The sequence below is a fragment of the Actinoplanes sichuanensis genome (genome assembly GCF_033097365.1).
Lineage (GTDB): Bacteria > Actinomycetota > Actinomycetes > Mycobacteriales > Micromonosporaceae > Actinoplanes > Actinoplanes sichuanensis.
Map to the genome: position 1 here is coordinate 7,752,691 of NZ_AP028461.1, position 22,119 is coordinate 7,774,809.

Annotated in this window: 23 protein-coding genes; 2 read left to right on the forward strand and 21 right to left on the reverse strand. The window is 70.3% G+C overall.

Annotated elements, in window-relative coordinates; all coding sequences use genetic code 11:
- The first annotated feature begins 70 nt into the window (after nucleotides 1-70).
- The gene (locus Q0Z83_RS35495; RefSeq protein ID WP_317787608.1) at nucleotides 71-979 is read left to right on the forward strand and encodes a LysR family transcriptional regulator; all 909 of its coding nucleotides are present in this window, start codon (nucleotides 71-73) and stop codon (nucleotides 977-979) included.
- On the opposite strand, the gene priA is transcribed toward Q0Z83_RS35495, so the two are convergent.
- The 7 genes from priA to hisD are packed head-to-tail and all read right to left on the reverse strand — an operon-like array spanning nucleotide 945 to nucleotide 5,757.
- Nucleotides 945-1,664, reverse strand: a complete 720-nt coding sequence (priA, locus tag Q0Z83_RS35500; RefSeq protein ID WP_317787609.1) for a bifunctional 1-(5-phosphoribosyl)-5-((5-phosphoribosylamino)methylideneamino)imidazole-4-carboxamide isomerase/phosphoribosylanthranilate isomerase PriA — start codon at nucleotides 1,662-1,664, stop codon at nucleotides 945-947. The two genes, Q0Z83_RS35495 and priA, sit on opposite strands and share 35 nt — an antisense overlap.
- Nucleotides 1,665-1,685: 21 nt before the next feature.
- Entirely contained in the window at nucleotides 1,686-2,003 is a 318-nt protein-coding gene (locus Q0Z83_RS35505; protein WP_317787610.1) for a hypothetical protein, read from the reverse strand.
- A complete protein-coding gene (gene hisH, locus Q0Z83_RS35510) occupies nucleotides 2,000-2,617 on the reverse strand; it encodes an imidazole glycerol phosphate synthase subunit HisH (RefSeq protein ID WP_317787611.1) in 618 nt (205 codons plus the stop codon). Before hisH ends, Q0Z83_RS35505 begins: the two co-directional genes overlap by 4 nt.
- Nucleotides 2,617-2,775: a hypothetical protein gene (locus tag Q0Z83_RS35515; protein WP_317787612.1), complete on the reverse strand. Its 159-nt coding sequence runs from the start codon at nucleotides 2,773-2,775 to the stop codon at nucleotides 2,617-2,619. The genes hisH and Q0Z83_RS35515 overlap by 1 nt, the downstream gene beginning before the upstream one ends.
- A complete protein-coding gene (gene hisB, locus Q0Z83_RS35520) occupies nucleotides 2,772-3,383 on the reverse strand; it encodes an imidazoleglycerol-phosphate dehydratase HisB (RefSeq protein WP_106316996.1) in 612 nt (203 codons plus the stop codon). Before hisB ends, Q0Z83_RS35515 begins: the two co-directional genes overlap by 4 nt.
- On the reverse strand, nucleotides 3,380-4,453 hold the full coding sequence (locus Q0Z83_RS35525) for a histidinol-phosphate transaminase (RefSeq protein WP_317787613.1): 1,074 nt from the start codon (nucleotides 4,451-4,453) through the stop codon (nucleotides 3,380-3,382). The genes hisB and Q0Z83_RS35525 overlap by 4 nt, the downstream gene beginning before the upstream one ends.
- Nucleotides 4,450-5,757: a histidinol dehydrogenase gene (gene hisD / locus Q0Z83_RS35530; RefSeq protein ID WP_317787614.1), complete on the reverse strand. Its 1,308-nt coding sequence runs from the start codon at nucleotides 5,755-5,757 to the stop codon at nucleotides 4,450-4,452. The genes Q0Z83_RS35525 and hisD overlap by 4 nt, the downstream gene beginning before the upstream one ends.
- A 109-nt stretch (nucleotides 5,758-5,866) precedes the next feature.
- Between hisD and Q0Z83_RS35535 the strand changes: the two genes are divergently transcribed.
- Nucleotides 5,867-6,574, forward strand: a complete 708-nt coding sequence (locus tag Q0Z83_RS35535; protein WP_317787615.1) for an LON peptidase substrate-binding domain-containing protein — start codon at nucleotides 5,867-5,869, stop codon at nucleotides 6,572-6,574.
- A gap of 435 nt (nucleotides 6,575-7,009) precedes the next feature.
- Here Q0Z83_RS35535 and Q0Z83_RS35540 read toward each other — a convergent pair whose 3' ends face one another.
- The 14 genes from Q0Z83_RS35540 to ftsZ all read right to left on the reverse strand — a co-directional run bounded on the left by Q0Z83_RS35540 (nucleotide 7,010) and on the right by ftsZ (nucleotide 21,924).
- Nucleotides 7,010-8,023 (reverse strand): chromosomal replication initiator protein DnaA, encoded by a 1,014-nt coding sequence (locus Q0Z83_RS35540; protein WP_317787616.1) that lies wholly within the window; start codon nucleotides 8,021-8,023, stop codon nucleotides 7,010-7,012.
- Between the two features lie 30 nt (nucleotides 8,024-8,053).
- Nucleotides 8,054-11,590: a DNA polymerase III subunit alpha gene (gene dnaE / locus Q0Z83_RS35545; protein WP_317787617.1), complete on the reverse strand. Its 3,537-nt coding sequence runs from the start codon at nucleotides 11,588-11,590 to the stop codon at nucleotides 8,054-8,056.
- A 59-nt stretch (nucleotides 11,591-11,649) separates the two neighbouring features.
- Nucleotides 11,650-13,206: a MinD/ParA family ATP-binding protein gene (locus tag Q0Z83_RS35550; protein WP_317787618.1), complete on the reverse strand. Its 1,557-nt coding sequence runs from the start codon at nucleotides 13,204-13,206 to the stop codon at nucleotides 11,650-11,652.
- Nucleotides 13,207-13,390: 184 nt separating this feature from the next.
- A complete protein-coding gene (locus Q0Z83_RS35555) occupies nucleotides 13,391-14,383 on the reverse strand; it encodes a hypothetical protein (protein ID WP_317787619.1) in 993 nt (330 codons plus the stop codon).
- Nucleotides 14,384-14,398: 15 nt separating this feature from the next.
- Complete coding sequence (locus Q0Z83_RS35560) at nucleotides 14,399-15,328, reverse strand: RluA family pseudouridine synthase (protein ID WP_317787620.1); 930 nt, start codon at nucleotides 15,326-15,328, stop codon at nucleotides 14,399-14,401.
- The gene (gene lspA, locus Q0Z83_RS35565; RefSeq protein WP_378078697.1) at nucleotides 15,325-15,894 is read right to left on the reverse strand and encodes a signal peptidase II; all 570 of its coding nucleotides are present in this window, start codon (nucleotides 15,892-15,894) and stop codon (nucleotides 15,325-15,327) included. The genes Q0Z83_RS35560 and lspA overlap by 4 nt, the downstream gene beginning before the upstream one ends.
- Nucleotides 15,891-16,310 carry a TraR/DksA family transcriptional regulator gene (locus Q0Z83_RS35570; RefSeq protein WP_317787621.1) on the reverse strand — a complete coding sequence of 140 codons (420 nt, stop codon included), beginning with the start codon at nucleotides 16,308-16,310 and terminating at the stop codon, nucleotides 15,891-15,893. The genes lspA and Q0Z83_RS35570 overlap by 4 nt, the downstream gene beginning before the upstream one ends.
- Nucleotides 16,311-16,571: 261 nt before the next feature.
- Complete coding sequence (locus Q0Z83_RS35575) at nucleotides 16,572-16,874, reverse strand: DUF167 domain-containing protein (protein WP_317787622.1); 303 nt, start codon at nucleotides 16,872-16,874, stop codon at nucleotides 16,572-16,574.
- Complete coding sequence (locus tag Q0Z83_RS35580; RefSeq protein ID WP_317787623.1) at nucleotides 16,871-17,800, reverse strand: hypothetical protein; 930 nt, start codon at nucleotides 17,798-17,800, stop codon at nucleotides 16,871-16,873. The genes Q0Z83_RS35575 and Q0Z83_RS35580 overlap by 4 nt, the downstream gene beginning before the upstream one ends.
- Nucleotides 17,801-17,836: 36 nt before the next feature.
- Complete coding sequence (locus Q0Z83_RS35585) at nucleotides 17,837-18,652, reverse strand: DivIVA domain-containing protein (RefSeq protein WP_317787624.1); 816 nt, start codon at nucleotides 18,650-18,652, stop codon at nucleotides 17,837-17,839.
- Between the two features lie 63 nt (nucleotides 18,653-18,715).
- A complete protein-coding gene (locus tag Q0Z83_RS35590) occupies nucleotides 18,716-19,021 on the reverse strand; it encodes a YggT family protein (RefSeq protein ID WP_317787625.1) in 306 nt (101 codons plus the stop codon).
- A gap of 88 nt (nucleotides 19,022-19,109) precedes the next feature.
- Entirely contained in the window at nucleotides 19,110-19,850 is a 741-nt protein-coding gene (locus Q0Z83_RS35595) for a cell division protein SepF (RefSeq protein ID WP_317787626.1), read from the reverse strand.
- Nucleotides 19,851-20,058: 208 nt separating this feature from the next.
- Nucleotides 20,059-20,766 carry a YggS family pyridoxal phosphate-dependent enzyme gene (locus tag Q0Z83_RS35600; RefSeq protein WP_317787627.1) on the reverse strand — a complete coding sequence of 236 codons (708 nt, stop codon included), beginning with the start codon at nucleotides 20,764-20,766 and terminating at the stop codon, nucleotides 20,059-20,061.
- Nucleotides 20,767-20,802: 36 nt separating this feature from the next.
- The gene (gene ftsZ / locus Q0Z83_RS35605) at nucleotides 20,803-21,924 is read right to left on the reverse strand and encodes a cell division protein FtsZ (RefSeq protein ID WP_317787628.1); all 1,122 of its coding nucleotides are present in this window, start codon (nucleotides 21,922-21,924) and stop codon (nucleotides 20,803-20,805) included.
- Nucleotides 21,925-22,119: the final 195 nt, after the last annotated feature.

A 22,119-nucleotide genomic window follows, 5' to 3' on the forward strand; every position in this document is an offset into this window, starting at 1 on the left:
ATCCAGCCTCGCGCCGGCGGACCGTTAAGCACCAGCAAAATAACCTACACCGAAGATGTAGCATCGCTACATGATTGACCTGGGGAGACTACGGGCGCTGCATGCCGTGGCCAGTTACGGCACGGTGATCGCCGCCGGACAGGCGCTGCACTGCACACCCTCCGCCATCTCCCAGCAGATCGGCAAGCTGGAGCGGGAGACCGGCTCCACCCTGGTCGAGAAGGACGGCCGCCGACTACGGCTCACCGAGGCCGGGCAACTCCTCGCCGACCACGCCGAGCGGGTCCTGACCAGTCTCGACGAGGCGGAGGCGGCCCTCGCCGCACACCGGGACACGGTCACCGGGCGGCTCACGATCTCCACCTTCGCCACCGCGTGCCGTGCCCTGCTGCCACACGCGCTGCGCACCCTCACCGCCGACCATCCCGGCCTGACCATCAGCGTGATCGAGGTCAATCCGCACGAGGGTGTGGAGATGCTCCGTCGCGGCCACGTCGACCTGGCCGTCCTCGACGACTGGCCGGAGGTGGCGCTGCGATACCCGGACGGTGTCAGCAAGGTCACGCTCGGAGAGGACCACGCCGATCTGATCGTGCCCAGCGATCATCGACTGACCGGGGAGGCGACGCTGGAGGACGCCCGGCACGAGCGCTGGATCGGCGTCCGGGCCGGTGACGTCTGCTACGAGTACCTCATCCGCAGCCTGCCGGGCGTGGTCCCGGACTTTCAGGTCGGCGAGTTCGAGACCCAGCTGACCCTGATCGCAGCCGGACTGGGCGTGGGGCTCATCCCCCGACTGGCCCGCGCGGAGCTACCTCCCGGCACACGATCCGTCCGGATAACTCCGACACCTACCCGCCGGGTAGTGCTGGCCTGGCGTGACACCTCGGCGGCCCGGCCCGCGATCCAGGCCGCCGAGAAGGCACTACGTGAGGCGTGGAGACTCAACCGAGAACGGCAAGAGCTTCTCGTACGGTGAACGCGCCCGCATAGAGCGCCTTACCCGCGATGACGCCCTCCACCCCGATCGGCTCCAGCGTCGCCAGGGCACGCAGGTCGTCGAGCGTGGAGACACCACCACTGGCGATGATCGGCTTGTCGGTGGCCGCGCACACCTCGCGCAGCAGGTCCAGGTTCGGCCCGCGCATGGTGCCGTCCTTGGTGATGTCGGTGACGACATACCGGGACGCACCCGCCTTGTCCAGCCGGGCCAGCACCTCGTACAGGTCGCCGCCGTCCCGGGTCCAGCCCCGCGCCGACAGGGTGCGGCCGCGCACGTCCAGGCCGATCGCGACACGGTCGCCGTACTCACCGCAGATCCGGTCGCACCACTCCGGGTCCTCCAGGGCGGCGGTGCCGATGTTGACCCGCTGCGCGCCGGTGGACAGCGCCCGGGTCAGCGACTCGTCGTCCCGGATGCCGCCGGACAGCTCCACCTTCACGTCGAGGCGGCGCACCACCTCGGCGAGCAGTTCGGCGTTGGAGCCCTTGCCGAACGCGGCGTCCAGGTCGACCAGGTGGATCCACTCGGCGCCGTCGTTCTGCCAGGCCAGCGCGGCGTCGAGGGGGTCGCCGTAGGCGGTTTCCGAACCGGCGGCGCCCTGCACCAGGCGGACCGCCTGGCCGTCGGCGACGTCGACGGCGGGCAGCAATTCGAGGGTCACGCGTTTCTCCCTAAGAGACCTTCAGGCACGGCGGCCGAGCACCACGACGACGAGGGCCGGCACGGCGAGAACGAGCATGGCGGTGAGGATGATGCGCAGCGGCAGGTCCGGGACGAGGGTCCAGACCGCGGCGACGGCCAGCAGCGTGACGACCACGATGCCGATCCGCTGCCGCCGGCTGCGATGGTAGAGCCGGCCGTCCCGCCCGAAACGCGGCTTCAACCGGCGCAGGAAGACCGTCCGGCGATCCCGGCGGGCGACCCGCCGGGCCCGGACGGCCTTCTCCTTTTCGAGGACGGCGAGCCGCTCGGCCCGCCGCCTCGCGCGTTCCTTGCTCACAGACCGGCAGCCCAGTTGCTGAGCAACAGGTAACCGGAGTCCGCCGATTTCTCCGGGTGGAACTGGGCGGCGCTCAGCGCGCCCGCCTCGACCACCGCCGCGAACGGCAGGTCGTGCGACGCGGTGGTCACCAGGGCACCCTTCAAAAGATCAAGACCCTGGGCGGCGTACGAGTGGACGAAGTAGAACCGGGCCTGGGCGTCGAGGCCGGCGAGAAGCCGTGACCCGGCGGGCACGTCGACCGTGTTCCACCCCATGTGCGGGATCCGCTCGGCGGACAGTTTCGTGACCGAACCGGGCAACAGGCCGAGCCCCTTGGTCTCCACCCCGTGCTCGACGCCCGACTCGAACAGGATCTGCATGCCGACACAGATGCCGAGCACCGGCTTACCGGCGGCGACCCGCTCGGCGATCACCGGGCCCGCACCCAGCGCCTCGATCCCGGCCATGCACGCCGCGTAGGCGCCGACCCCGGGAACGACCAGCCCGTCCGCGGCCGCGGCGGCCGCCAGATCGCTGGTGACGGTCACGTCCACCCCGGTCCGGGCGACCGCCCGCTCGGCCGAGCGCAGGTTGCCCGAGCCGTAGTCGAGAATGACGACGTTCGCGGCCATCACGCCTCCCCCGGCCACCAGGCGAACCCGCCCGCGGCCGCCAGCAGCGCCAGCACCGCGGTGACGCCGACGCTGAACTTCGTGGCGTCCGACTTGACGAGCTGGACCACCCCGCCGACCAGGATGCCGGCCAGCACGAACAGCACCAGGGAGATCACAGCACCCCCTTGGTGGAGGGCAGCGCGCCGGCGTTGCGCGGGTCGATCTCGACCGCCTCGCGCAGCGCCCGGGAGAACGCCTTGAACTGGGCCTCGACCACGTGGTGCGCGTCCGGGTGACCGCCGGGGCGGCTGGCCCGCAACACGTCCACGTGCAGGGTCACCTTGGCGGCGTGGCCGAACGCCTCGAAGATGTGCCGGGTCATGCTGGTCGCGTAGACCGGGCCGATGTACGGCACCAGCAGCGGCTCGTCGTGCACCACATAGGCCCGGCCGGACAGGTCCACGGCCGCCCGGACCAGCACCTCGTCCATCGGGATGGTCGCCGACCCGTACCGCCGGATGCCCCGCTTGTCGCCGAGCGCCTGCGCGAAGGCCTCGCCGAGCGCGATCGCGGTGTCCTCGATGGTGTGGTGCGAGTCGATCTCCAGGTCGCCCTCGGTGCGGACGGTGAGGTCGAACCCGCCGTGCTTGGCGAGCTGGTTGAGCATGTGGTCGTAGAAGCCGACCCCGGTGTGCAGGTCACCCTTGCCGGTGCCGTCGAGATCGATCTCGACCAGCACCTTGGTCTCGTTGGTGACGCGGTCGATACGGCCTACGCGACTCACAGGATCTCCTCGGCGGCGTTCAGGAAGGCGGTGGTCTCGGATTCGGTGCCGGCGGTGACCCGCAGCCAGCCGCGCAGGCCGACGTCGCGGATGAGGACGCCCCGGTCGAGGAACGCCTGCCAGGCGGATTTCTGATCATCAGCGGTACGGAACAGCACGAAGTTGGCGTCGCTGTCGGCGACCTCGACCCCGCGGCCCCGGAGCACATCGACGATCCGGTCCCGTTGAACCTTGATCTGCTCGACCGTGGCCAGCAGCGCGGCGCTCTGCGCGACCGCGGCACGGGCGGCGGCCTGGGTCAGCGCGCTCAAGTGGTACGGCAGGCGGACCAGCTGGACCGCGTCGACCACGGCGGGGTCGGCCGCGAAGTAGCCCAGCCGCCCACCGGCGAACCCGAACGCCTTGCTCATCGTCCGGGTCACCACCAGGCGCGGGTGGCCCGGCAGCAGCTCGATCGCGCTGCGGGTGCCGGTCCGCGCGTACTCGAAATAGGCCTCGTCGACCAGCACCATGCCACGCGCCGCGCCGAGGACCGCGTCGATCACCTCGGGATCGAGCGCGGTGCCGGTCGGATTGTTCGGCGAGCAGAGGAAGACCAGGTCGGGATCGTGCCGGTGGATCTCGGCGACCGCCGCGTCGGCCCGCAGCCCGAAATCGGGGTCACGCAGCGCGCCGATCCAGCGGGTACCGGTACCGGCCGCGAGCAGCGGGTGCATCGAGTAGGACGGGCCGAACCCGAGCGCCGTGCGCCCCGGCCCGCCGAACGCCTGGAGCAGCTGCTGCTGCACCTCGTTCGACCCGTTGGCCGCCCAGACACTCTCGAAACCCAGGCCGTGACCCAGGTAGGAGGCCAGATCGGCACGCAACCCGACCGCCTCCCGGTCGGGGTAGCGGTTGAGGTCGGCCAGCTCGGCGTCGAGCCGCTTGCGCATCTCCTCGACCACCGGCTGCGGGACCGCGAAGGCGTGCTCGTTCGTGTTCAGCCGGACCGCGACGTCGAGCTGCGGCGCCCCATAGGGGGTCTGGCCGCGCAGATCGTCGCGGATCGGCAGGTCGTCGATGGTCGTCATGCGAACCGCGCCTTCACCGCGTCACCGTGCGCCGGCAGATCCTCGGCGTTCGCCAGGGCCACCACGTGCCCGGCGACGTCACGCAGCGCCTCCTCGGTGTACTCCACGACGTGGATCCCCCGCAGGAAGGACTGCACCGACAACCCGGACGAGTGCCTCGCGCACCCGGCGGTCGGCAGCACGTGGTTGGACCCGGCCGCGTAGTCACCGAGCGAGACCGGCGCCCACGCGCCCACGAAGATCGCACCGGCGTTGCGGACCCGCATGGCCCACTCACGCGCATCCCGGGTCTGGATCTCCAGGTGCTCGGCCGCATAGTCGTCGACCACCCGCAGCCCCTGCTCCAGGTCGTCGACCAGGACGACCCCGGACTGCTCGCCGGTCAGCGAGGTGCGCACCCGGTCGGCGTGTTTCGTCGCGGCCACCTGCTTCTCCAACTCGACCTCGACCGCGTCGGCCAGCTCCAGCGACGGCGTGACCAGGACACTCGCCGCCAGCGGGTCGTGCTCGGCCTGACTGATCAGGTCGGCGGCGACATGCCGCGGGTCGGCCGTGTCGTCGGCCAGGATCGCGATCTCGGTCGGCCCGGCCTCGGCGTCGATCCCGACCCGACCCTGGAGGAGCCGCTTGGCCGCGGTCACCCAGATGTTGCCCGGACCGGTGATCACATCGACCGACTCACACCTGTCGCTCTCATCGACCCCGTCCGAGCCGTAGCCCAGCATCGCGATCGCCTGGGCGCCACCCACCGCATACACCTCGGTCACCCCGAGCAGGGCACACGCGGCCAGCACCCGCGAGTCGGGCAGGCCGTTGTTGGACGCCTGCGGCGGCGACGCCACCACCAGGCCCTCCACACCGGCCTCCTGGGCGGGCACCACATTCATCACCACGGTGGACGGGTAGACGGCCAGGCCGCCCGGCACGTAGAGGCCGACCCGGCGGACCGGCACCCAACGCTCGGTCACCGTGCCGCCGTCGACCACCTGGGTGGTCACGTCGGTGCGCCGCTGGTCGGCGTGCACCTTACGAGCCCGCTTGATCACCTCGAGCAGCGCGGCGCGCACCTCGGGCTCGAGAGTCGCCTCGGCCGCGGCGATCGCCTCGGCCGGCACCCGCAGGCGCTCCAGGGTGACACCGTCGAACCGCTCGGTCGCCTCCCGGATCGCGCTGAACCCATGCTGATGGACCGCCTCGACAACGGGACGAATCCTCTCGACGGCCACGGAGACGTCGAGCTGGGCACGGGGCAGCAGACCGCGCGGGTCACGGCGGGAGCCGCGCAGGTCGATCCGATTCAGCACCCGGCCAGTCTATGCGGCCACCCAACCGGGTTTCCGCCGCCAGTGGCCCCGGCCCAGGCGTTGGGATCCGGTGGGTTGACCATGGTCGCGTGCCGACTAGGCTGAGAGCGTGAGCGATCGGCTGCCGGTCTTCCCGCTGAGCACGGTGCTCTTTCCCGGTCTGGTGCTGCCCCTGCACATCTTCGAGGAGCGTTACCGCGCCCTCGTCCGTGAGCTGGTGGCCAAGTCCGAGGGGACACCGCATGAGTTCGGCGTGGTCACCCTCAGGCATGGCAGTGAGGTGGCGCCCGAGCCCGGGGAGGACGGCGCCGTCCCCACCCCTCCGGTCGGTGCCGCCGACCTCTACGACGTCGGCTGCACGGCCGAGTTACGGCACGTCACCGAGCTTCCGGACGGCCGTTTCGACATCATGACGGTCGGCCGCCGCCGCTTCACGGTCCTCAGCGTCGAGCAGGGCGCCGAGCCGTATCTGACGGCCCACGTCGAGTGGCTGCCGGAGGACGACGAGCCCAGCGCGGCCGCCCAGTTGCTCGCCCCGCGGGTGCTGACCGCGTTCCGCACCTATCTGGAGCTGCTGCGGCCCAACAGCGAGGTGCTCGAGCAGGTGCCGGACGACCCGACCGTCCTGTCGCACCTGATCGCGGCCACCGCGCAGCTCACCGTCGAGGAGCGGCAGATGCTGCTGGCCACCCCGGACACCGCGGGCCGCCTCCGCAGCGAGCTGCGCATCCTCACCCGCGAGGCGGGCCTGTTGGCCCGGGTCCGGGCGGTGCCGGTTCCGCTCTCCGATCTGGCGCGGCCGGCCAGCCCGAATTAAACCCTCATCCGGTACGCGCCAGACGCCCCTCGACCGCAGCCACCCGTTCCGGGCCTACACCGCGACGTCTCCCCTGCTCAAGACCGAAACGCGTCCGCCGGGCTGATGCGGCCCACAGATCGGACACCGCATCGTCCGCCCGCCACCCCGCCCTTTTCAGACTCCGTTCGGCAACTCGCAAACCGGACACCGATTCCACCTTCGTCAAGGCTCTGACCTCGGTCAAGCATCAACGTTCATGCACATCTCCGCGACGGTTTGGTCATTCGCCGACGGAGTCCTTTCACGGCGTGTTCCGCGCCTGATGCCGGGTGCCGCAGCTCACGCCTTCACGCCCGGTGCCGCAGCTCACGCCGGTTACCGGGCACCGCGACCCACGCCTTCACGCCCGGTGCCGCAGCTCACGCCGGTTACCGGGCACCGCGACCCACGCCTTCACGCCGGGTGCCGCGGCTCCGGCTGCTGCTCGGCCCCGCCGAGGACCTGCCCCGGTGAGTCGAGCGTCGGCGCCCCGGGCAGCTCCGAACCCGCTCCACCGCCGTTCGAACGGCCCGGCTCCGCCTCACCGGCCGGCGGCGCATATGGCGAGTAGTCGCCAGCCGGCGGCGGGTAAGGCGCGTGGCCGCCGGCCGGCGACGGGTGGGCCCCGTTCTCGCGGGCCGGCGGTTGGGGCGGCTGATCGCCGGTCGGCGGCGCATATGGCGAGTAGTCGCCGGCCGATGGCGGGTAGGGCGCGTGGTCACCGGCCGGCGGGTAGGGCGCGTGGTCGGCGTCGCGCGGCCCGTAGGGCGGGTACAGGTGGTTGGGGCCGTAGCCCGGCTGGGCACCCGGCTGATCGAGATCCGGGTCGTTGGACCAGCCGGCCAGCAGCGTCAGCACGACCGCCGCGATGAACGCCGGCACCAGTTTCGGCCCGAGCGACTGCACCTCCGGCGGCGCCAGATAGGTCGCCCCCTGAGCCGCCGCCTCCCGCCACTCCCGGTAGGCGTCGCGTCCGAGGAACTCGCCCACCAGCGGGGCCACCCAGCGACCGGCCAGGAAGGCGCCGCCGACGATGCCGAGCAGCAGGAACGGCCCCCGGTCGCGGCGCATCACGAGCCACGAGACGATCGTCACGATCAGCCCGAACCCGAGGCCGAGCAGCGTGAACCAACCGTCGGCCGCGATGTACTGCTCGGGCGACGGGTCGGTGACCACGATCGAGCTGTCGGCCAGCTTGACCACCGGCACGGTCGGCGCCAGCCAGCCCCAGAGCAGCCCGAGGAGCACGCCGAGAACCGCGATGGCCACCGCCACGCCCGCGCCGACCGCGAGCGAGCGACGCCACGGCCGGGGACGGCCCTCCAACCGGACCCACTGCCGCCAGTCGGTCCGCGCCGGGCCCTCGAAAGGTGCCGGTCCCTGGAGAGGCTGGGACGGGCCGGCCGGCTGCTCGTTCGGGTACGCCACCCTACGATCCTTCCAGATCCGCCGGGGCCGTCAGGCGACGGCCGACGGGCCGAGGATCATCTTCAGATCCGCGCGCAGGGCCGGTGTCGCCGCGACCCGGACGCCGCCCAGCCGCATCACCGTGGTCCGGCTGCCGTTCTGCAGATGGACGTGCACCTCGGTGTCGCCTGGGTGGCTGACCAGGATCTCCTTGAGCGAGTCGACCATCGGCGGCGTACACCTGGTGATCGGCATGGTCAGGGTGACCGGCTTGTTGTCCGGGTTGTGGGAGATGTCGGGGATGGACATGTCCATCGCCATGATCCGGGCCTGGTCGTCGCGCCTGTCGATGCGCCCCTTGACGACCACGATCGCGTCCTCCGCGATGTACTGCCCGACCAGCTCGTACGTATTCGGGAAGAACAGTGCCTCGACCCCGCCGGCCAGGTCCTCCAGGGTGGCCGACGCCCACGAGCGGCCCTGCTTGGTGATCCGCCGCTGGACGCCGGTGAGGATGCCGGCCAGGGTGACGACCTGGCCGTCCGGGACCGAGCCGTCCTCGTTGAGCGCCGCGATGCTGGTGTCGGCGGCGTTGGCGAGCATCATCTCCAGGCCGGCGAGTGGGTGGTCGGAGACGTAGAGGCCGAGCATCTCCCGCTCGAAGGCCAACTTGTCGCGCTTGTCCCACTCGCTGTCACCGATCGGCGGCATGCTGACCGCGGCCGACCCACCGCTACCGGCTTCGTCACCGAACGCCCCGAACAGGTCGAACTGCCCGGCCGCCTCGTTGCGCTTGACGTCCGCGTACGCGTCGATGGCCTCGGCGTGCACGGCGAGCAGGCCCTTACGGCTGTGCCCCATCGAGTCGAACGCGCCCGCCTTGATCAGCGATTCGATCGTCCTCTTGTTGCAGACCACCGCGTCGACCTTGGACAGGAAGTCGTAGAAGTCGTTGTACTCGGATTTCTCCTTGCGGCACCGGACGATCGCCTCGACCACGTTGGCGCCGACGTTGCGGACCGCGCCCAGGCCGAACCGGATGTCCTTGCCGACCGGGGTGAACGGCCCGGCCGACTGGTTCACGTCGGGCGGCAGCACCTGGATGCCCATGCGCCGGCACTCGGCCAGGTACATGGCCATCTTGTCCTTGTCGTCGCCGACACTGGTCAGCAGCCCGGCCATGTACTCGGCCGGGTAGTGCGCCTTCAGGTAGGCGGTCCAGAAGGACACCAGGCCGTACGCCGCGGAGTGCGCCTTGTTGAACGCGTAGCCGGCGAACGGGACCAGCACGTCCCACACCGCCTGGATGGCCTCGTCGGAGTAGCCGTGCTCGCGGCAGCCGTCCCGGAACGGCACGAACTCCTTGTCGAGGATCTCCTTCTTCTTCTTACCCATCGCCCGGCGGAGCAGGTCGGCCTGGCCGAGGCTGTAGCCGGCCAGGATCTGCGCGGCGCGCTGCACCTGCTCCTGGTAGACGATCAGGCCGTAGGTGGGCTCGAGGATCTCGCGCAGCGGCTCCTCCAACTCCGGGTGGATCGGGGTGATCTCCTGGAGCTTGTTCTTCCGGAGCGCGTAGTTGGTGTGCGAGTCGACGCCCATCGGGCCGGGCCGGTAGAGCGCCAGGACGGCGGAGATGTCCTCGAAGTTGTCCGGTTTCATCAGGCGCAGCAGCGAACGCATGGGGCCACCGTCGAGCTGGAACACGCCCAGGGTGTCGCCGCGGGCCAGCAGCTCATACGCCTTCGGGTCGTCCAGCGGCAGTTTCAGCAGGTCGAGCTTCTGACCGTGGTTGAGCTCGACGTTGCGGTTCGCGTCGTCGAGGATGGTCAGGTTGCGCAGGCCGAGGAAGTCCATCTTCAGCAGGCCGAGGGTCTCGCAGGTCGGATAGTCGAACTGCGTGATGATCACACCGTCGGTGGCCCGGCGCATGAGCGGGATGTGGTCGATGATCGGCTCGGCGGACATGATGACCCCGGCCGCGTGCACGCCGGTCTGCCGGATCAGGCCCTCGATGCCGCGGGCGGTGTCGATGACCTTCTTGACGTCCGGGTCGGTCTCGTAGAGCCCGCGGACCTCACCGGCCTCGTTGTACCGCTTGTCTTCTTTGTTGAAGATGCCGCCGAGGGTGATGCCCTTGCCCATGACATCCGGCGGCATCGCCTTGGTGATCTTGTCGCCGACCGCGAACGGGTAACCCAGCACGCGCGCCGAGTCCTTGATCGCGGCCTTGGCCTTGATCGTGCCGAATGTGGCGATCTGGGCGACCTTGTCCTCGCCCCACTTCTCGGTGACGTAGCGGATCACCTCGGCGCGGCGCCGGTCGTCGAAGTCGATGTCGACATCGGGCATCGAGATGCGCTCGGGATTGAGGAACCGCTCGAAGATCAGGCCGTGCGGGATGGGGTCGAGGTCGGTGATGCCCATGGCGTACGCGATCAGCGAGCCCGCCGCCGAGCCACGGCCCGGGCCGACCGCGATGCCGTTGTCCTTGGCCCACTGGATGAAGTCGGCGACCACGAGGAAGTACGCCGGGAAGCCCATCGAGATGATGACGCCCAGCTCGTAGTCGGCCTGCTTGACGTGCGTCTCCGGGATGCCGTCCGGGAACCGCTTGCGCAGTCCCTCGAATGCCATGTGCCGGAAGTACTCCTCCTCGGTGAAGCCGTCCGGGATCGGGAACCGGGGCATCAGGTTCTTGAACGTGAACATCCCCTCGATGTCCACCTTCTCGGCCACCAGCAGGGTGTTGCGGCAGCCCTCCTGCCAAGCCTCGGAGGAGTCGACGGCGCGCATCTGGTCGGCCGACTTCACGAAGTAACCCGAGCCGTCGAACCGGAACCGGTTGGGGTCGGCCACGTTGCTACCGGTCTGCACGCACAGCAGCACGTCGTGGGCCGCGGACTGCTCCTCGTGCACGTAGTGCGAGTCGTTGGTGACCAGCGGCGGGATGTTCAGCTTCTTCCCGATCTCCAGCAGGCCGTCGCGGACCCGCCGCTCGATCGACAGACCGTGGTCCATGATCTCCAGGAAGTAGTGCTCCTTACCGAGCGCCTCCTGATACATCGCGGCCGACTTGAGCGCCTCGTCGAAGTGCCCCAGCCGCAGCCGGGTCTGCACGATGCCGGACGGGCAGCCGGTGGTGCCCATGATGCCCTCGGCGTGCTCCGAGATGATGTCGAAGTCCATCCGCGGGTACTTACCGAGCTGGCCCTCCATGGAGCCGCGCGAGTTGAGCCGGAACAGGTTCTTCAGGCCCACCGCGTTACGCGCCCACATGGTCATGTGGGTATACGCACCGTTACCGGAGACATCGTCCGATTTCTGCTCCGGACGGCCCCACTTGATGCGCTTCTTGTCCAGCCGGGACTCGGGGGCGACATACGCCTCGACGCCGATCACCGGGGTCACTCCGGCCGCTTTGGCCTGCGTGTAGAAGTCATACGCGCCGTGCATGTTGCCGTGGTCGGTGATCGCGGCGGCCGGCATACCGAGCCGTTTCGCCTCCGCGAGAAGTTCCTTGATCCGGGCCGCCCCGTCGAGCATTGAATACTCTGTGTGCACATGCAGGTGCACAAACGAGTCAGACACCCAAACCCCCTCTTGGCGAAAGACAGCCCAGGAAGCCTAGCCCCGGCGTACGACAGAACCTACTCCGCGAAGGGCTCCAACATCACCGACGCCGCGCGCAGCCAGGCCTGCCGGGTCTCCTGCTGGAGATCGCCGTACTCGATGGAGGAACCGACCTCCAGGGCCGGGTCGTAGGGCACCACGGCGACCGCCCTGGTCCGGGTCGCGAAGTGCCGTTTGAAGTCCTCCAGGAGCGGCAGGTGGCCCGGCGAGGGGCACGAGATGAGCGTCACGGCGTTGGCCACCATGTCGCCCTGACCGCCCTCCTCCAGCACGTCGAGCATCCAGTCGGCGGTGAACGCGGCGTCCTCCCGGGGCACCGTGGTGATCACCAGCTGGTCGGCCGACCGCATCACGGTCTGCCAGTTCACGCTCTCCACGTTGTTGCCGGTGTCGACACAGATCACGTCGTGGGTCCGGCGGAGCAGGTCCATCACCCGACGCACGGTGCCCTGGTCGAGCCGCTGCGCGAACCGTGGGTTCTCCTCACCGGCGAGCACGTCATACGAACCGTCGGAGGCGTGCCGCAGGTAGGCGTCCAGCTCCTGGAGCAGGGCGTCGCCGTGCAGGGCCTCGATCCGCATCAGATCGGCCAGCAGGTGTTTTATCGTGCGTGCGTGCCGGGCGCTACCGGCCCGCAGGCCCAGGGTGCCGCGCAGTTCGTTGTCGTCCCACGCGAGGACGCCCCGGCCGCGGACGCTGCCGATGGTGGCCGCGGCCAGCACGGTCGCGGTGGTCTTGTGCACGCCGCCCTTCGGGTTGGCGAACGCCAGCACCCGAGGCTGACCCAGCTTGCGCCGCATCACCGAGACGGCGCGGTCCATCCCGTCCTCGGTCCGGGTCTGACGCCACTCGATCCGGGCGGCCGCCGGGGCCGGGGAGACCGGCGCGGAGGACCGGCCGGGCGCCTGCTGTGGCGCCTGGACCGGCATCTGGGGCTGCGGCGGCGCGGGAGCCGGCGGGTAGGCCTGCTGCGGCGCATACGCCTGGGCGGGCTGGGCGTACCCGTTGGGGGCCGGCGGGGCGTACCCGTTGGCGGGCTGCTGCCCGTAGCCGTTGGGGGCCGGATAGCCGGACCCGTAGCCGGGCGGCTGCTGGCCCGGCTGCTGCTGGCCCGGTTGGGGAGCGGGCGGCGACGGGGCCGGCTGCTGCGGCTGGGACCGCTGCGACGGCTCGAAGAAGCTGTGCTGCTCGGGCTCACGCCGGCCCTGCCAGCGGGGGTCGAGTGGGTTGATCGGCCGCTGCGGGACGGCCGGGCGCTGCGGCTCGGCCGGCTGGCGATCGAAACCGCCGCCGGACTGCTGGGGTGCCTGCCGCTCGAAACCGCCGCCGGGCTGCTGGGGTGCCTGCCGCGGGTCGAGCGGGTTGACCGGACGGCCCACCGACGCCGCACCGCGGGTCGGCAGCTGCTGGCCCCACTGTTGCTGCTGCTGTTGTTGCTGCTGCGGGGGCGTCTCCGGTTGCTTCGGAGCCTCTTCCGGCTCCTCGGTGCGGCCGTGCCGGGCACGGTCGAGCAGCGCCCGCCAGCGCGGGGCTGGTTCCGCAGGCCGGCCCCAGCCGGTCTCGGTCCCGTCCACGGCTCGTCCTTTCTGCGCCTACCCGGCATCTTTCACGGCGATGGTCTCGCTCGCCCCTGACAGGCTACGGATGAGACCTTATTCGGGCCACCGGCCGACCGCCCATCCCCCGGTCGTTCTTGATCACATGCTGCCGCGCCGGATGTGTACGAGCCTCCGGCCGAACGTTTCGGGGATGCAAAACCTAACGGCCGGAATCCCCGCCGGACGCCTCGGGAGTCACTCCCGCACCCTCATGAGCTGGACTCGCGTCCGCTGCCGAGGGTACGGCACCCGAGCCGTCGGAAGGGAATACGGCAGGCGAGGGTGTCCCGCCTGAATTGTCAGGTGAGGCAGATGTCACATCCACCTCGATCGACGACGGTAACGGTGCGGGCCCCGCTGAGGCAACGCTCACCACCGGGGATGGCACGGCGGACGGATCGGGCGATGCCACGTCCACCTCCTCCGGCAGCGGCGGGCGGAACTCGGTACGGTCCAGCCGACTGACCTCCGGCGCCGGGTCCACCACACGCACCCAGGGCCGGGCCGAGATCCCGTCGAGCACGGCGGGCGTGGCGCGTACCACCGCGGCGAAGACGCACTCACAGCCCGCCCGGTAGGCGGCGGCCTCCTGGGCGGCCACCCGGGCCGCACTCTGGTAGGCCGCCCGCAACCGGGCCTCGGTCCGCCCGTCGCCGTCCAGTTCCCCGCTCAGCCGCTGGTAGTCGGCCTGCTCCTGGTCACGGACCCGAGCCGCGCCGATCATCCCGGCGGTCACGTCGGCAGGCAGTTCGACCACCGGGATCCGGAGCACCGGAGTGCGGGCATCCTCCATCGGCACCCGCGTGTACACCTGGGCCACCTGGGCACCGGCGAGCATGCCGGGCAGCCCGTCCGGTGCCGCGTACCGGTTGAAGGCGACCAGCGCCCAGGTCTCGGCCGGCGGCCCGCTGTTCAGGCGGGCCAGCTCGTCCTGCGAGGAACGGAGGTAGCCGCTGATCGACTGGCCCTCCACGACGCCCACCCGGAGTACGTCGCCGGTCTCCTCACCGGCCGGCAGATCCCGGTCGGCCCAGAAGACCACCAGGACCAGTGCACCGATAGCGGCCAGCGACACTCCGGTCATGATCTGCAACCGGAGCGCCGCGGCCCCGAATCCGACGAGGACCGCCCGCATACGGGTCGCGGGGCCCACGTTCACTCCCGACGGTCAGCCGGCGTCCTGGAGGACGTCCAGCGCGTGTTTCAGGTCGTCAGGGTAATCGCTGACGAACCGCACCTCTTCATACGTTCGGGGGTGTGCGAATGCCAGTTCCCGAGCGTGCAGCCACTGCCGGTCCAGTTTGAGCCGGGCGGCCAGGGTGGGATCGGCGCCGTACGCCGTATCACCCACACACGGGTGCCGCATCGCCGACATGTGCACCCGGATCTGATGCGTCCGCCCGGTCTCCAGCCGCACGTCGACCAGGCTCGCCGACCGGAACGCCTCGATCGTGTCGTAGTGGGTGACGCTCGGCTTGCCACTCGACATGACCGCGAACTTCCAGTCGGCGGTCGGGTGCCGGTCGATCGGCGCGTCGATGGTGCCCCGCAGCGGATCCAGGTGCCCCTGGACCACGGCGTGGTATCGCTTCTCCACCTCGCGCTCCTTGAAGGCCCGCTTCAGCACGGTGTACGCCTGCTCGCTCTTGGCCACCACCATCAGACCGGTGGTGCCCACGTCGAGCCGGTGCACCACGCCCTGCCGCTCGGCGGCGCCGCTGGTCGCCACGTTCTGCCCCATGGCGGCCAGCCCGCCGATCACGGTCGGGCCGGTCCAGCCGGGACTGGGGTGCGCGGCCACACCGACCGGCTTGTCGACCACCACGATGTCGTCGTCGCTGTAGATGATGCCGAGGCCGTGCACCGGCTCGGCCACCACCGCGGGCGGCGCGACCGGCGACGGGAGGGTGACCTCCAACCAGGAGCCGGCCGTCACCTTCTCCGATTTGAGCCGGGGCACGCCGTCGACGAGCGCGTCACCCGACTCGACGAGGGTGGCCGCCGCGGTCCGGGACAGCCCGAAGAGCCGGGAGACGGCCTGGTCGAGCCGCATCCCGTCGAGCCCGTCCGGCACCGGCAGGGAACGCTGCCCGCTCATGCTGTCTCTTCCTTCGCGGGGGCGGTCTTCTTCTCGTTGACCAGGCGTGTGCCGTCGCGCTGCCGGCCGGTCAGCTCCAGCAGCACGGCCAGGCAGACCCCGACGGTGAGACAGCTGTCGGCGATGTTGAAGACCGCGAACTTCTCCGCGTACGGCGCGAAGAGGCTGATCATGTCGACCACGTGACCCTGGAACGGTCCGGGCGCACGGAACAGCCGGTCACCCAGGTTGCCCAGGGCCCCGCCCAGCACCAGGCCGAGGGAGATGCCCCAGGGCACCGACCGGAGCCGGGACGCCAGCCACCCGATCACGGCGACCACCACCAGGGTGATCACCGGGAAGATCCAGGTGTAGTCACTGCCGAGACTGAACGCGGCTCCGCCGTTGCGCATCAGCGACAGATAGATCAGGCCACCGAGGATGCGGACCGGCTCGCCGGGATCCAGGTTCTCCGTGGACAGGTGCTTGACCCACTGGTCGACCGCCACGGCGATGCCCGCGGTCGCGGCCAGGATCGCCACCGCACGGGGGCTGAACCGTGGGGCGGCCTGTTCGTCGGCGTTCAGCGTCGTTCCTCCAACTGCTTACACGAGACACAGAGCGTGGCGGAGGGGAACGCAGCCAGCCGCTCGACCGGGATCTGGTTGCCACACCGCTCACACCAACCGTAGTTGCCCGACCCGAGCCGATCGATCGCGCGTTCGACCTGTGTGATCCGCTCGAGCAGAGTGTTGGCCAGCGTGATCTCCTGCTCGCGCTCGAACGTCTTGGTGCCCGTGTCGGCCTGGTCGTCCCCGGCCGAGTCGGCCAGCCGCTCGCGCTGGAGCTCGGTGATCTCGCTGAGCGCCTGATCGTACTCGGCCTGCAGCTCGCCGAGCCGCGCGACCAGCGCCTGACGGATCTGCTCGGTCTCCGCCTCGTCACGAACCCGCTCCGCGGCCACGCCGTTCGATCCGGACCGGGTCTCGGTTACCTTGGCCATCGTCGCTCCCTCGGCCGCCGTCCGGCGGCGATCAGCGGTCTACAAAAACGGGCGGCCGCTGGGCGGGCCGCCCTATCCCCTGGTCGGTCTGCTTGAACGGGCACGACCGGGGAAGCGGCCGCGCACTCTGGAGGCTGGCAACGATACGGAACGTGAACTATCACGACAACCCGCCATCACTGCCAGATCCGACAAAACCCCAGGAAGTGCCCAGTACGCTGCCGGATTAACGAGAATACACCGGACGTGACCCGACGATCACTATGCGTCGTCCCGAAGCTCGGTGAGCCGATCCGCCCAGGAGTCCGGTGGCGCCGTGACGGTGAACACCTTGTCCCGGCTGGTGGCACCCAGCCGCAGCGACACCTCGCCGGGCCGCACCCCCAGCGCGCCGGCGAGAGCCTTGCGGACCGCCTCGGTCGCCTTGCCGTCGACCGCGGGCGCACCCACCGCGACGATCAGCGCCGGACCGTGTGGACCCTCGTATCGCCCGCCCACCCGGGTCCGCCCAGCCCCGGGTCGCACCCGGACCGGCACCGACACCCCGGCCGGCCGGGAGCTCAACGCTGGTGGGCCACGGTCGCGACGAGCCGGTCCACCGGGCGGCACAGGCCACACGGGCTGAAGCCGAGCTCGACCGCCTCGTTCACCGGCAGCGCCTCGGTCAGCCGGCCGACCAGGTGCGGGCAGTCGGCCATGTGATAGCGCGGGCGACCGTCGACCACCAGCACCTCGGTGTCGATGCGCGCGACGAGCACGGCGTCGGCCGGCCGCACCGACTGGGGCAGCGGCTCGTCGTCGGGATCGTCGTCGTCCGGCTCGGCGAACTCGTCGGCCTGATCGGCCGGCTCGGCGGGCCGCCAGGCATGCTCACCGGCGGCGCCGCGCCCGGACTCGGCAGCCGCGGCGGATTCGAAGGCGGCCGCACCGGAATCGAAGGCAGGCGCACCGGAATCGGCGACGGGCGCACCGGGATCGAAGGCGGGCGCACCGGAATCGGAGGCAGCCGGCGCGGGATCGAAGGCGCCCGAGCGGGCTTCGAAGGCGGCCGGACCAGAATGGCGGGAATCAACCGTGGAGTCGGAATCGACATAGTCTGCGGTCGGCGCCCGTCGGTCACCCAGATGGGTCGCCGCGTCGCGGGCTCCGGCCGCCCGGGCGGCGTCCACGTCGAGATCCACATCCAGATCCCGGTCGCGTTCCACGACGACCGGGGCGGGCTCCTCGTACTCGACGGATTCGCCTGCGGCGGGCTCCGGCTCGGGGGCAGAATCTTCGGCGAAGGCGGGCGGCTGCTCACGGCGGGCGGGGCGGCCGGTGGCCTCGGCGACACGCCGGGCGGAGGACTGCCGGGTGCCGATGACGAGAACGACCGCGGCCAGCAGGCTGACCACGATCGCGGTTATGAAATGGCTGCTGGAGCCGTTGACGACTCCCAGCGCGATGAACAGAACCGCGACGGGGATGAGCAGGAGACTAGCAACGATCATGGCTCATCCTCGTCGCGGTGCGGGGGCGTGCTGCGGTCAGCGACCCGATTCGATGGAATTGGTCCGGCCACCGCTGTAGGAGCTGGCCAGGCCGGCAGCGGCGAGACCACCCGAGCCGCCGACGGCACGGCCGGAGTCGGCCCGCGTCAGCTCGGCCTCGAGGCCCTGGCCACGACCGTCCAGGTCACGCAGCTGGCTCTCCAGATACGCCTTGAGGCGCGTGCGGTACTCCCGCTCGAACTGCTTCAGCTCCTCGATGTGCTTCTGCAGCGCGGTCCGCTTCGCGTCCAGGCCGCCCATGGCCTCCTGGTGGCGCTGGCGGGCGTCACGCTCGAGCGCGTCGGCCTTGGCCCGCGCCTCGCGGGTGACCTCCTCCGCCTTGGAGCGGGCGTCGGAGAGAAGCTTGTCGGCCTCACGGCGCGCGTCGGCGACGTGGTCGTCGGCGGTGCGCTGGGCCATCATGAGCACCCGCAGGGCCTGCTGCTCGCCGTCGGCGCCACCGGCCGGAGCGCCGGGGCCGGGGCCCTGAGCACGGACCTGGTCCAGCTCGGCCTGCATCTGCCGGGCCGCCTGCTCGGCCGCCGTCTTGTCCCGCTGGACGCGGTCGAGCTGGCCCTTCAGGTCGTTGAGCTCGGCCGCCAGACGCGGATCCGCACCCGGGCCAGCCGGTGCGCCACCCCGCCCGCCGCGCTCCACCTGGGCACGCAGCTCGTTGTTCTCCTCGATCAGACGGGCAAGCTCGCGCTCCACCTCGTCAAGGAAGGCGTCGACCTCCTCCTCGTCATACCCCCGCTTGCCGATCGGGGGCTTCTTGAAGGCGACGTTGTGCACGTCGGCCGGGGTCAGCGGCATCGAAACTCCTCGGGTCAGTCGCGGCCGCGGTTGGGGCTGCTGTCTAGCTGTGTTGCGATGTGATCAGTACTGCGCTGCGATCAATCGTTGAAGTACCACGTTCATGAGCACGAACAGGATAACCAGCAGCACGATGGAAGCCAGGTCCAAACTCACGTTACCAATGCGCAGCGGTGGGATCACACGCCTCAACGCCCTGAGGGGTGGATCCGTGACGCTCCACACGGCTTCGAGAGCCGCCGACGCACCTCGGCTGGGCTGCCAGCGACGCCCGTACTGGAGCACGGCGCTCAGCACGAACCTGGCCAGCAGCACCATCATGAAGAGGTACAGCAATATGTAGAGGATCTGGAGCACGATCGACAGCACGTCAGGTGGATCCCTCGTTCGGGTCAATCAAAGCCGGGTCAGGCGTCACTCGCCGGGTCACGATCGGCGGGCGGCCGCCCAGAGCTGATCAGCCCTGAGCGAAGAAGCCGCCCTCTGCGATCTTGGCCTTGTCTTCGGCGGTGACCTGGACATTCGCCGGAGACAGCAGGAAGACCCGGTTGGTGACGCGCTCGATCGTACCGCGCAGGCCGAAAGCGAGCCCGGCGGCGAAGTCCACCAGGCGCCGGGCATCCGACTCGTCCATCTCGGTGAGGTTGATGATCACCGGCACCCCGTCCCGGAAATGCTCGCCGATCGTGCGCGCCTCCCGGTACGTGGTCGGGTGCAGCGTGGTGATCTGGTAGCGCTGCTCCTCCTCGGCCGGCCGCTGGTGCACCGGCTGTGGGTGAGCCACCGGCTGCGGCTTGAGCGCCAGGTTCTCCCGGGTGGAGTAGGTCAGCGGCGCGGACTGCTCCGGGGCCGGAGCCGGCCGGGTGATGGAGCGGACGCTCGCCCGATCGAGGCGCTCGCTCTCCTCCCGGTCACGATCCCGGTCGAGGTCACGGTCCTGCCGAGCGGTGGAGAGCCGCTCGCGCTCACGGCGCTCGGTACGGGCCCGGGGGACGGAACGCTCGTCCTCGTCGTCGTCGGCGAACTCGTCGTCCGACGAGTACCTGTCGCTGGAGTAGCGGTCACGGTCGCGATCCCGGTCACGGTCGCGCGAGCGGTAGGAACTCTCCCGGTAGCCGCGGTCGTCGTACCCACGCTCGTCGTCCTCCTCGACGAGGCCGAGCCAGACGCCCGCCTTGCGAAACGCGCCTCCGCTCATGCCACCTCTCCCTGCCGAGAGTCCATGCCCCCACCCTCCGTCCGCTGTTGCGGCCCGCGCCCCCTCGGCGTGCCGCGTCCCCCCTTACGAGCCGGAACGAGTCCTGATCGGACCCACGACCCGTTGCGACGCCGCGCCGTCCAATGCGAGACCCGTGGCGGTTCGTCGCGTTGAACAACACCTGTGTAGTTTGCTGCCCGCCGCAAGGCTACCGCAGCGAGTTTCGCATCCCGAGTAAAGAAGTACCGATCCGTACGTGTGTCGCCCCATACCGGACGGCGGCCTCCAGATCGCCACTCATGCCCGCCGAGACGACCGTCGCGCCGGGGTGTCGAGAGGCCATCTGACCTGCGATTTCGGCCAGACGAGCGAAGGCCGCGCCGGGTTCCTCGCCCAGCGGCGCCACCGCCATCAGGCCGCCCAGTCGCAGACCCTCCGATGAGGTCACCGCGTCGGATACCCGCCAGAGATCATCTCCGAACACGCCCCCGCGTGCCGGATCACCGTCCAGACTGATCTGGATCAGCACCTCGAGCGGTTCCGCGCGGCCGGCGGCGGCCCGGCCCAGCGCCTCGGCCAGACGCACCGAGTCGACCGACTCGATCACGTCGGCATAGTCCAGAACCGACTTGACCTTGTTGCGTTGCAGTCGCCCGACGAAGTGCCAACGCGGCCGCGCGCCCCCCGCGCGTACCGCCTCGGCCTTGATCGAAGCCTCCTGGTCACGGTTCTCGGCCACGTCGGTGACACCGAGCCCGGCGAGCAACAGGACGTCGCTCGCCGGGTAGGTCTTGGTCACCGCGGTCAGGGTGACCGCGTCCGGCGGCCTTCCGGCCGCCGCGCAGGCTTGCGCGATGCGCTCCCGCACCCGTTCGAGATTGGCGGCGAGCTCAGCGCGCCGTCCGGCGTCGGTCAAAAGTCAACCTTCTTGAGGGGTACGGGAGAGCTGCGCTCAGGAGCCGTTCTTGAGGAAGTCCGGGACGTCCACGTCGTCGAAGAGTACCCGGCTGGTCCGCGGCGACGGGGTGCTGGGCGGCGGGGTGACCGGCGGCGGCACCGGGGGCAGCGAGCTCCCGGTGGACGGGGCCGGCACCTTGCGGGCCGGCTCGGACGGCTTGTAGGCGGGCGCGCCCGCGTCGAAGCCGGCCGCGATCACGGTGACCCGCACCTCGTCGCCGAGGGCGTCGTCGATGACCGCGCCGAAGATGATGTTCGCGTCCGGGTGGGCCGCGTCGGTGACCAGCTGCGCCGCGTCGTTGATCTCGAAGAGACCCAGGTCCGAGCCGCCGGCGATGGAGAGCAGCACGCCGCGGGCGCCGTCCATGCTCTGCTCCAGCAGCGGGCTGGAGATCGCCTTCTCGGCGGCCTCGACGGCGCGGTTGTCGCCACGGGCGCTGCCGATGCCCATCAGGGCGCTGCCGGCGTTGCTCATGACGCTCTTGACGTCGGCGAAGTCCAGGTTGATCAGACCCGGCGTGGTGATCAGGTCGGTGATGCCCTGCACACCGGAGAGCAGCACCTGGTCGGCCTGACGGAACGCGTCCATCATGCTGATGCCGCGGTCGCCGAGCGCGAGCAGCCGGTCGTTCGGGATCACGATCAGCGTGTCGCACTGGTTGCGCAGCTCGTCGATGCCGGCCTCGGCCTGCACCTGGCGCCGCTTGCCCTCGAAGTTGAACGGGCGGGTGACCACGCCGATCGTGAGGGCGCCCAGCTTGCGGGCGATGTTGGCGACGACGGGCGCGCCACCGGTGCCGGTGCCGCCACCCTCGCCGCACGTGACGAAGACCATGTCGGCGCCCTTGAGCACCTCTTCGATCTCGTCGCGGTGGTCCTCGGCGGCGTTCTTGCCGACCTCGGGCTGCGCGCCGGCCCCCAGGCCACGCGTCAGTTCCCGGCCGACGTCCAGTTTGACGTCGGCGTCGCTCATCAACAGCGCCTGCGCATCGGTGTTGATCGCGATGAACTCCACACCCTTGAGCCCAACTTCGATCATGCGGTTGACGGCGTTCACGCCACCACCGCCGATGCCGACGACCTTGATGACCGCAAGATAGTTGTGCGGAGGTGTCATCGGGCTCAGCCATCCCTTCCGGGGTTGGCGGACGTCGACGGCCCCTGCGGTCCAGGGAACCGCACTTCGACATCCGCTGCCGTACAAAGGAAGGCGAGGAAACCCTCACCCTCTACTAGAGGTTCATAGTTATGTCAACCACTCGAACCTCTCGACGCAACGTATGCGGACATGCCGCCGCATCCAAAGACCCCG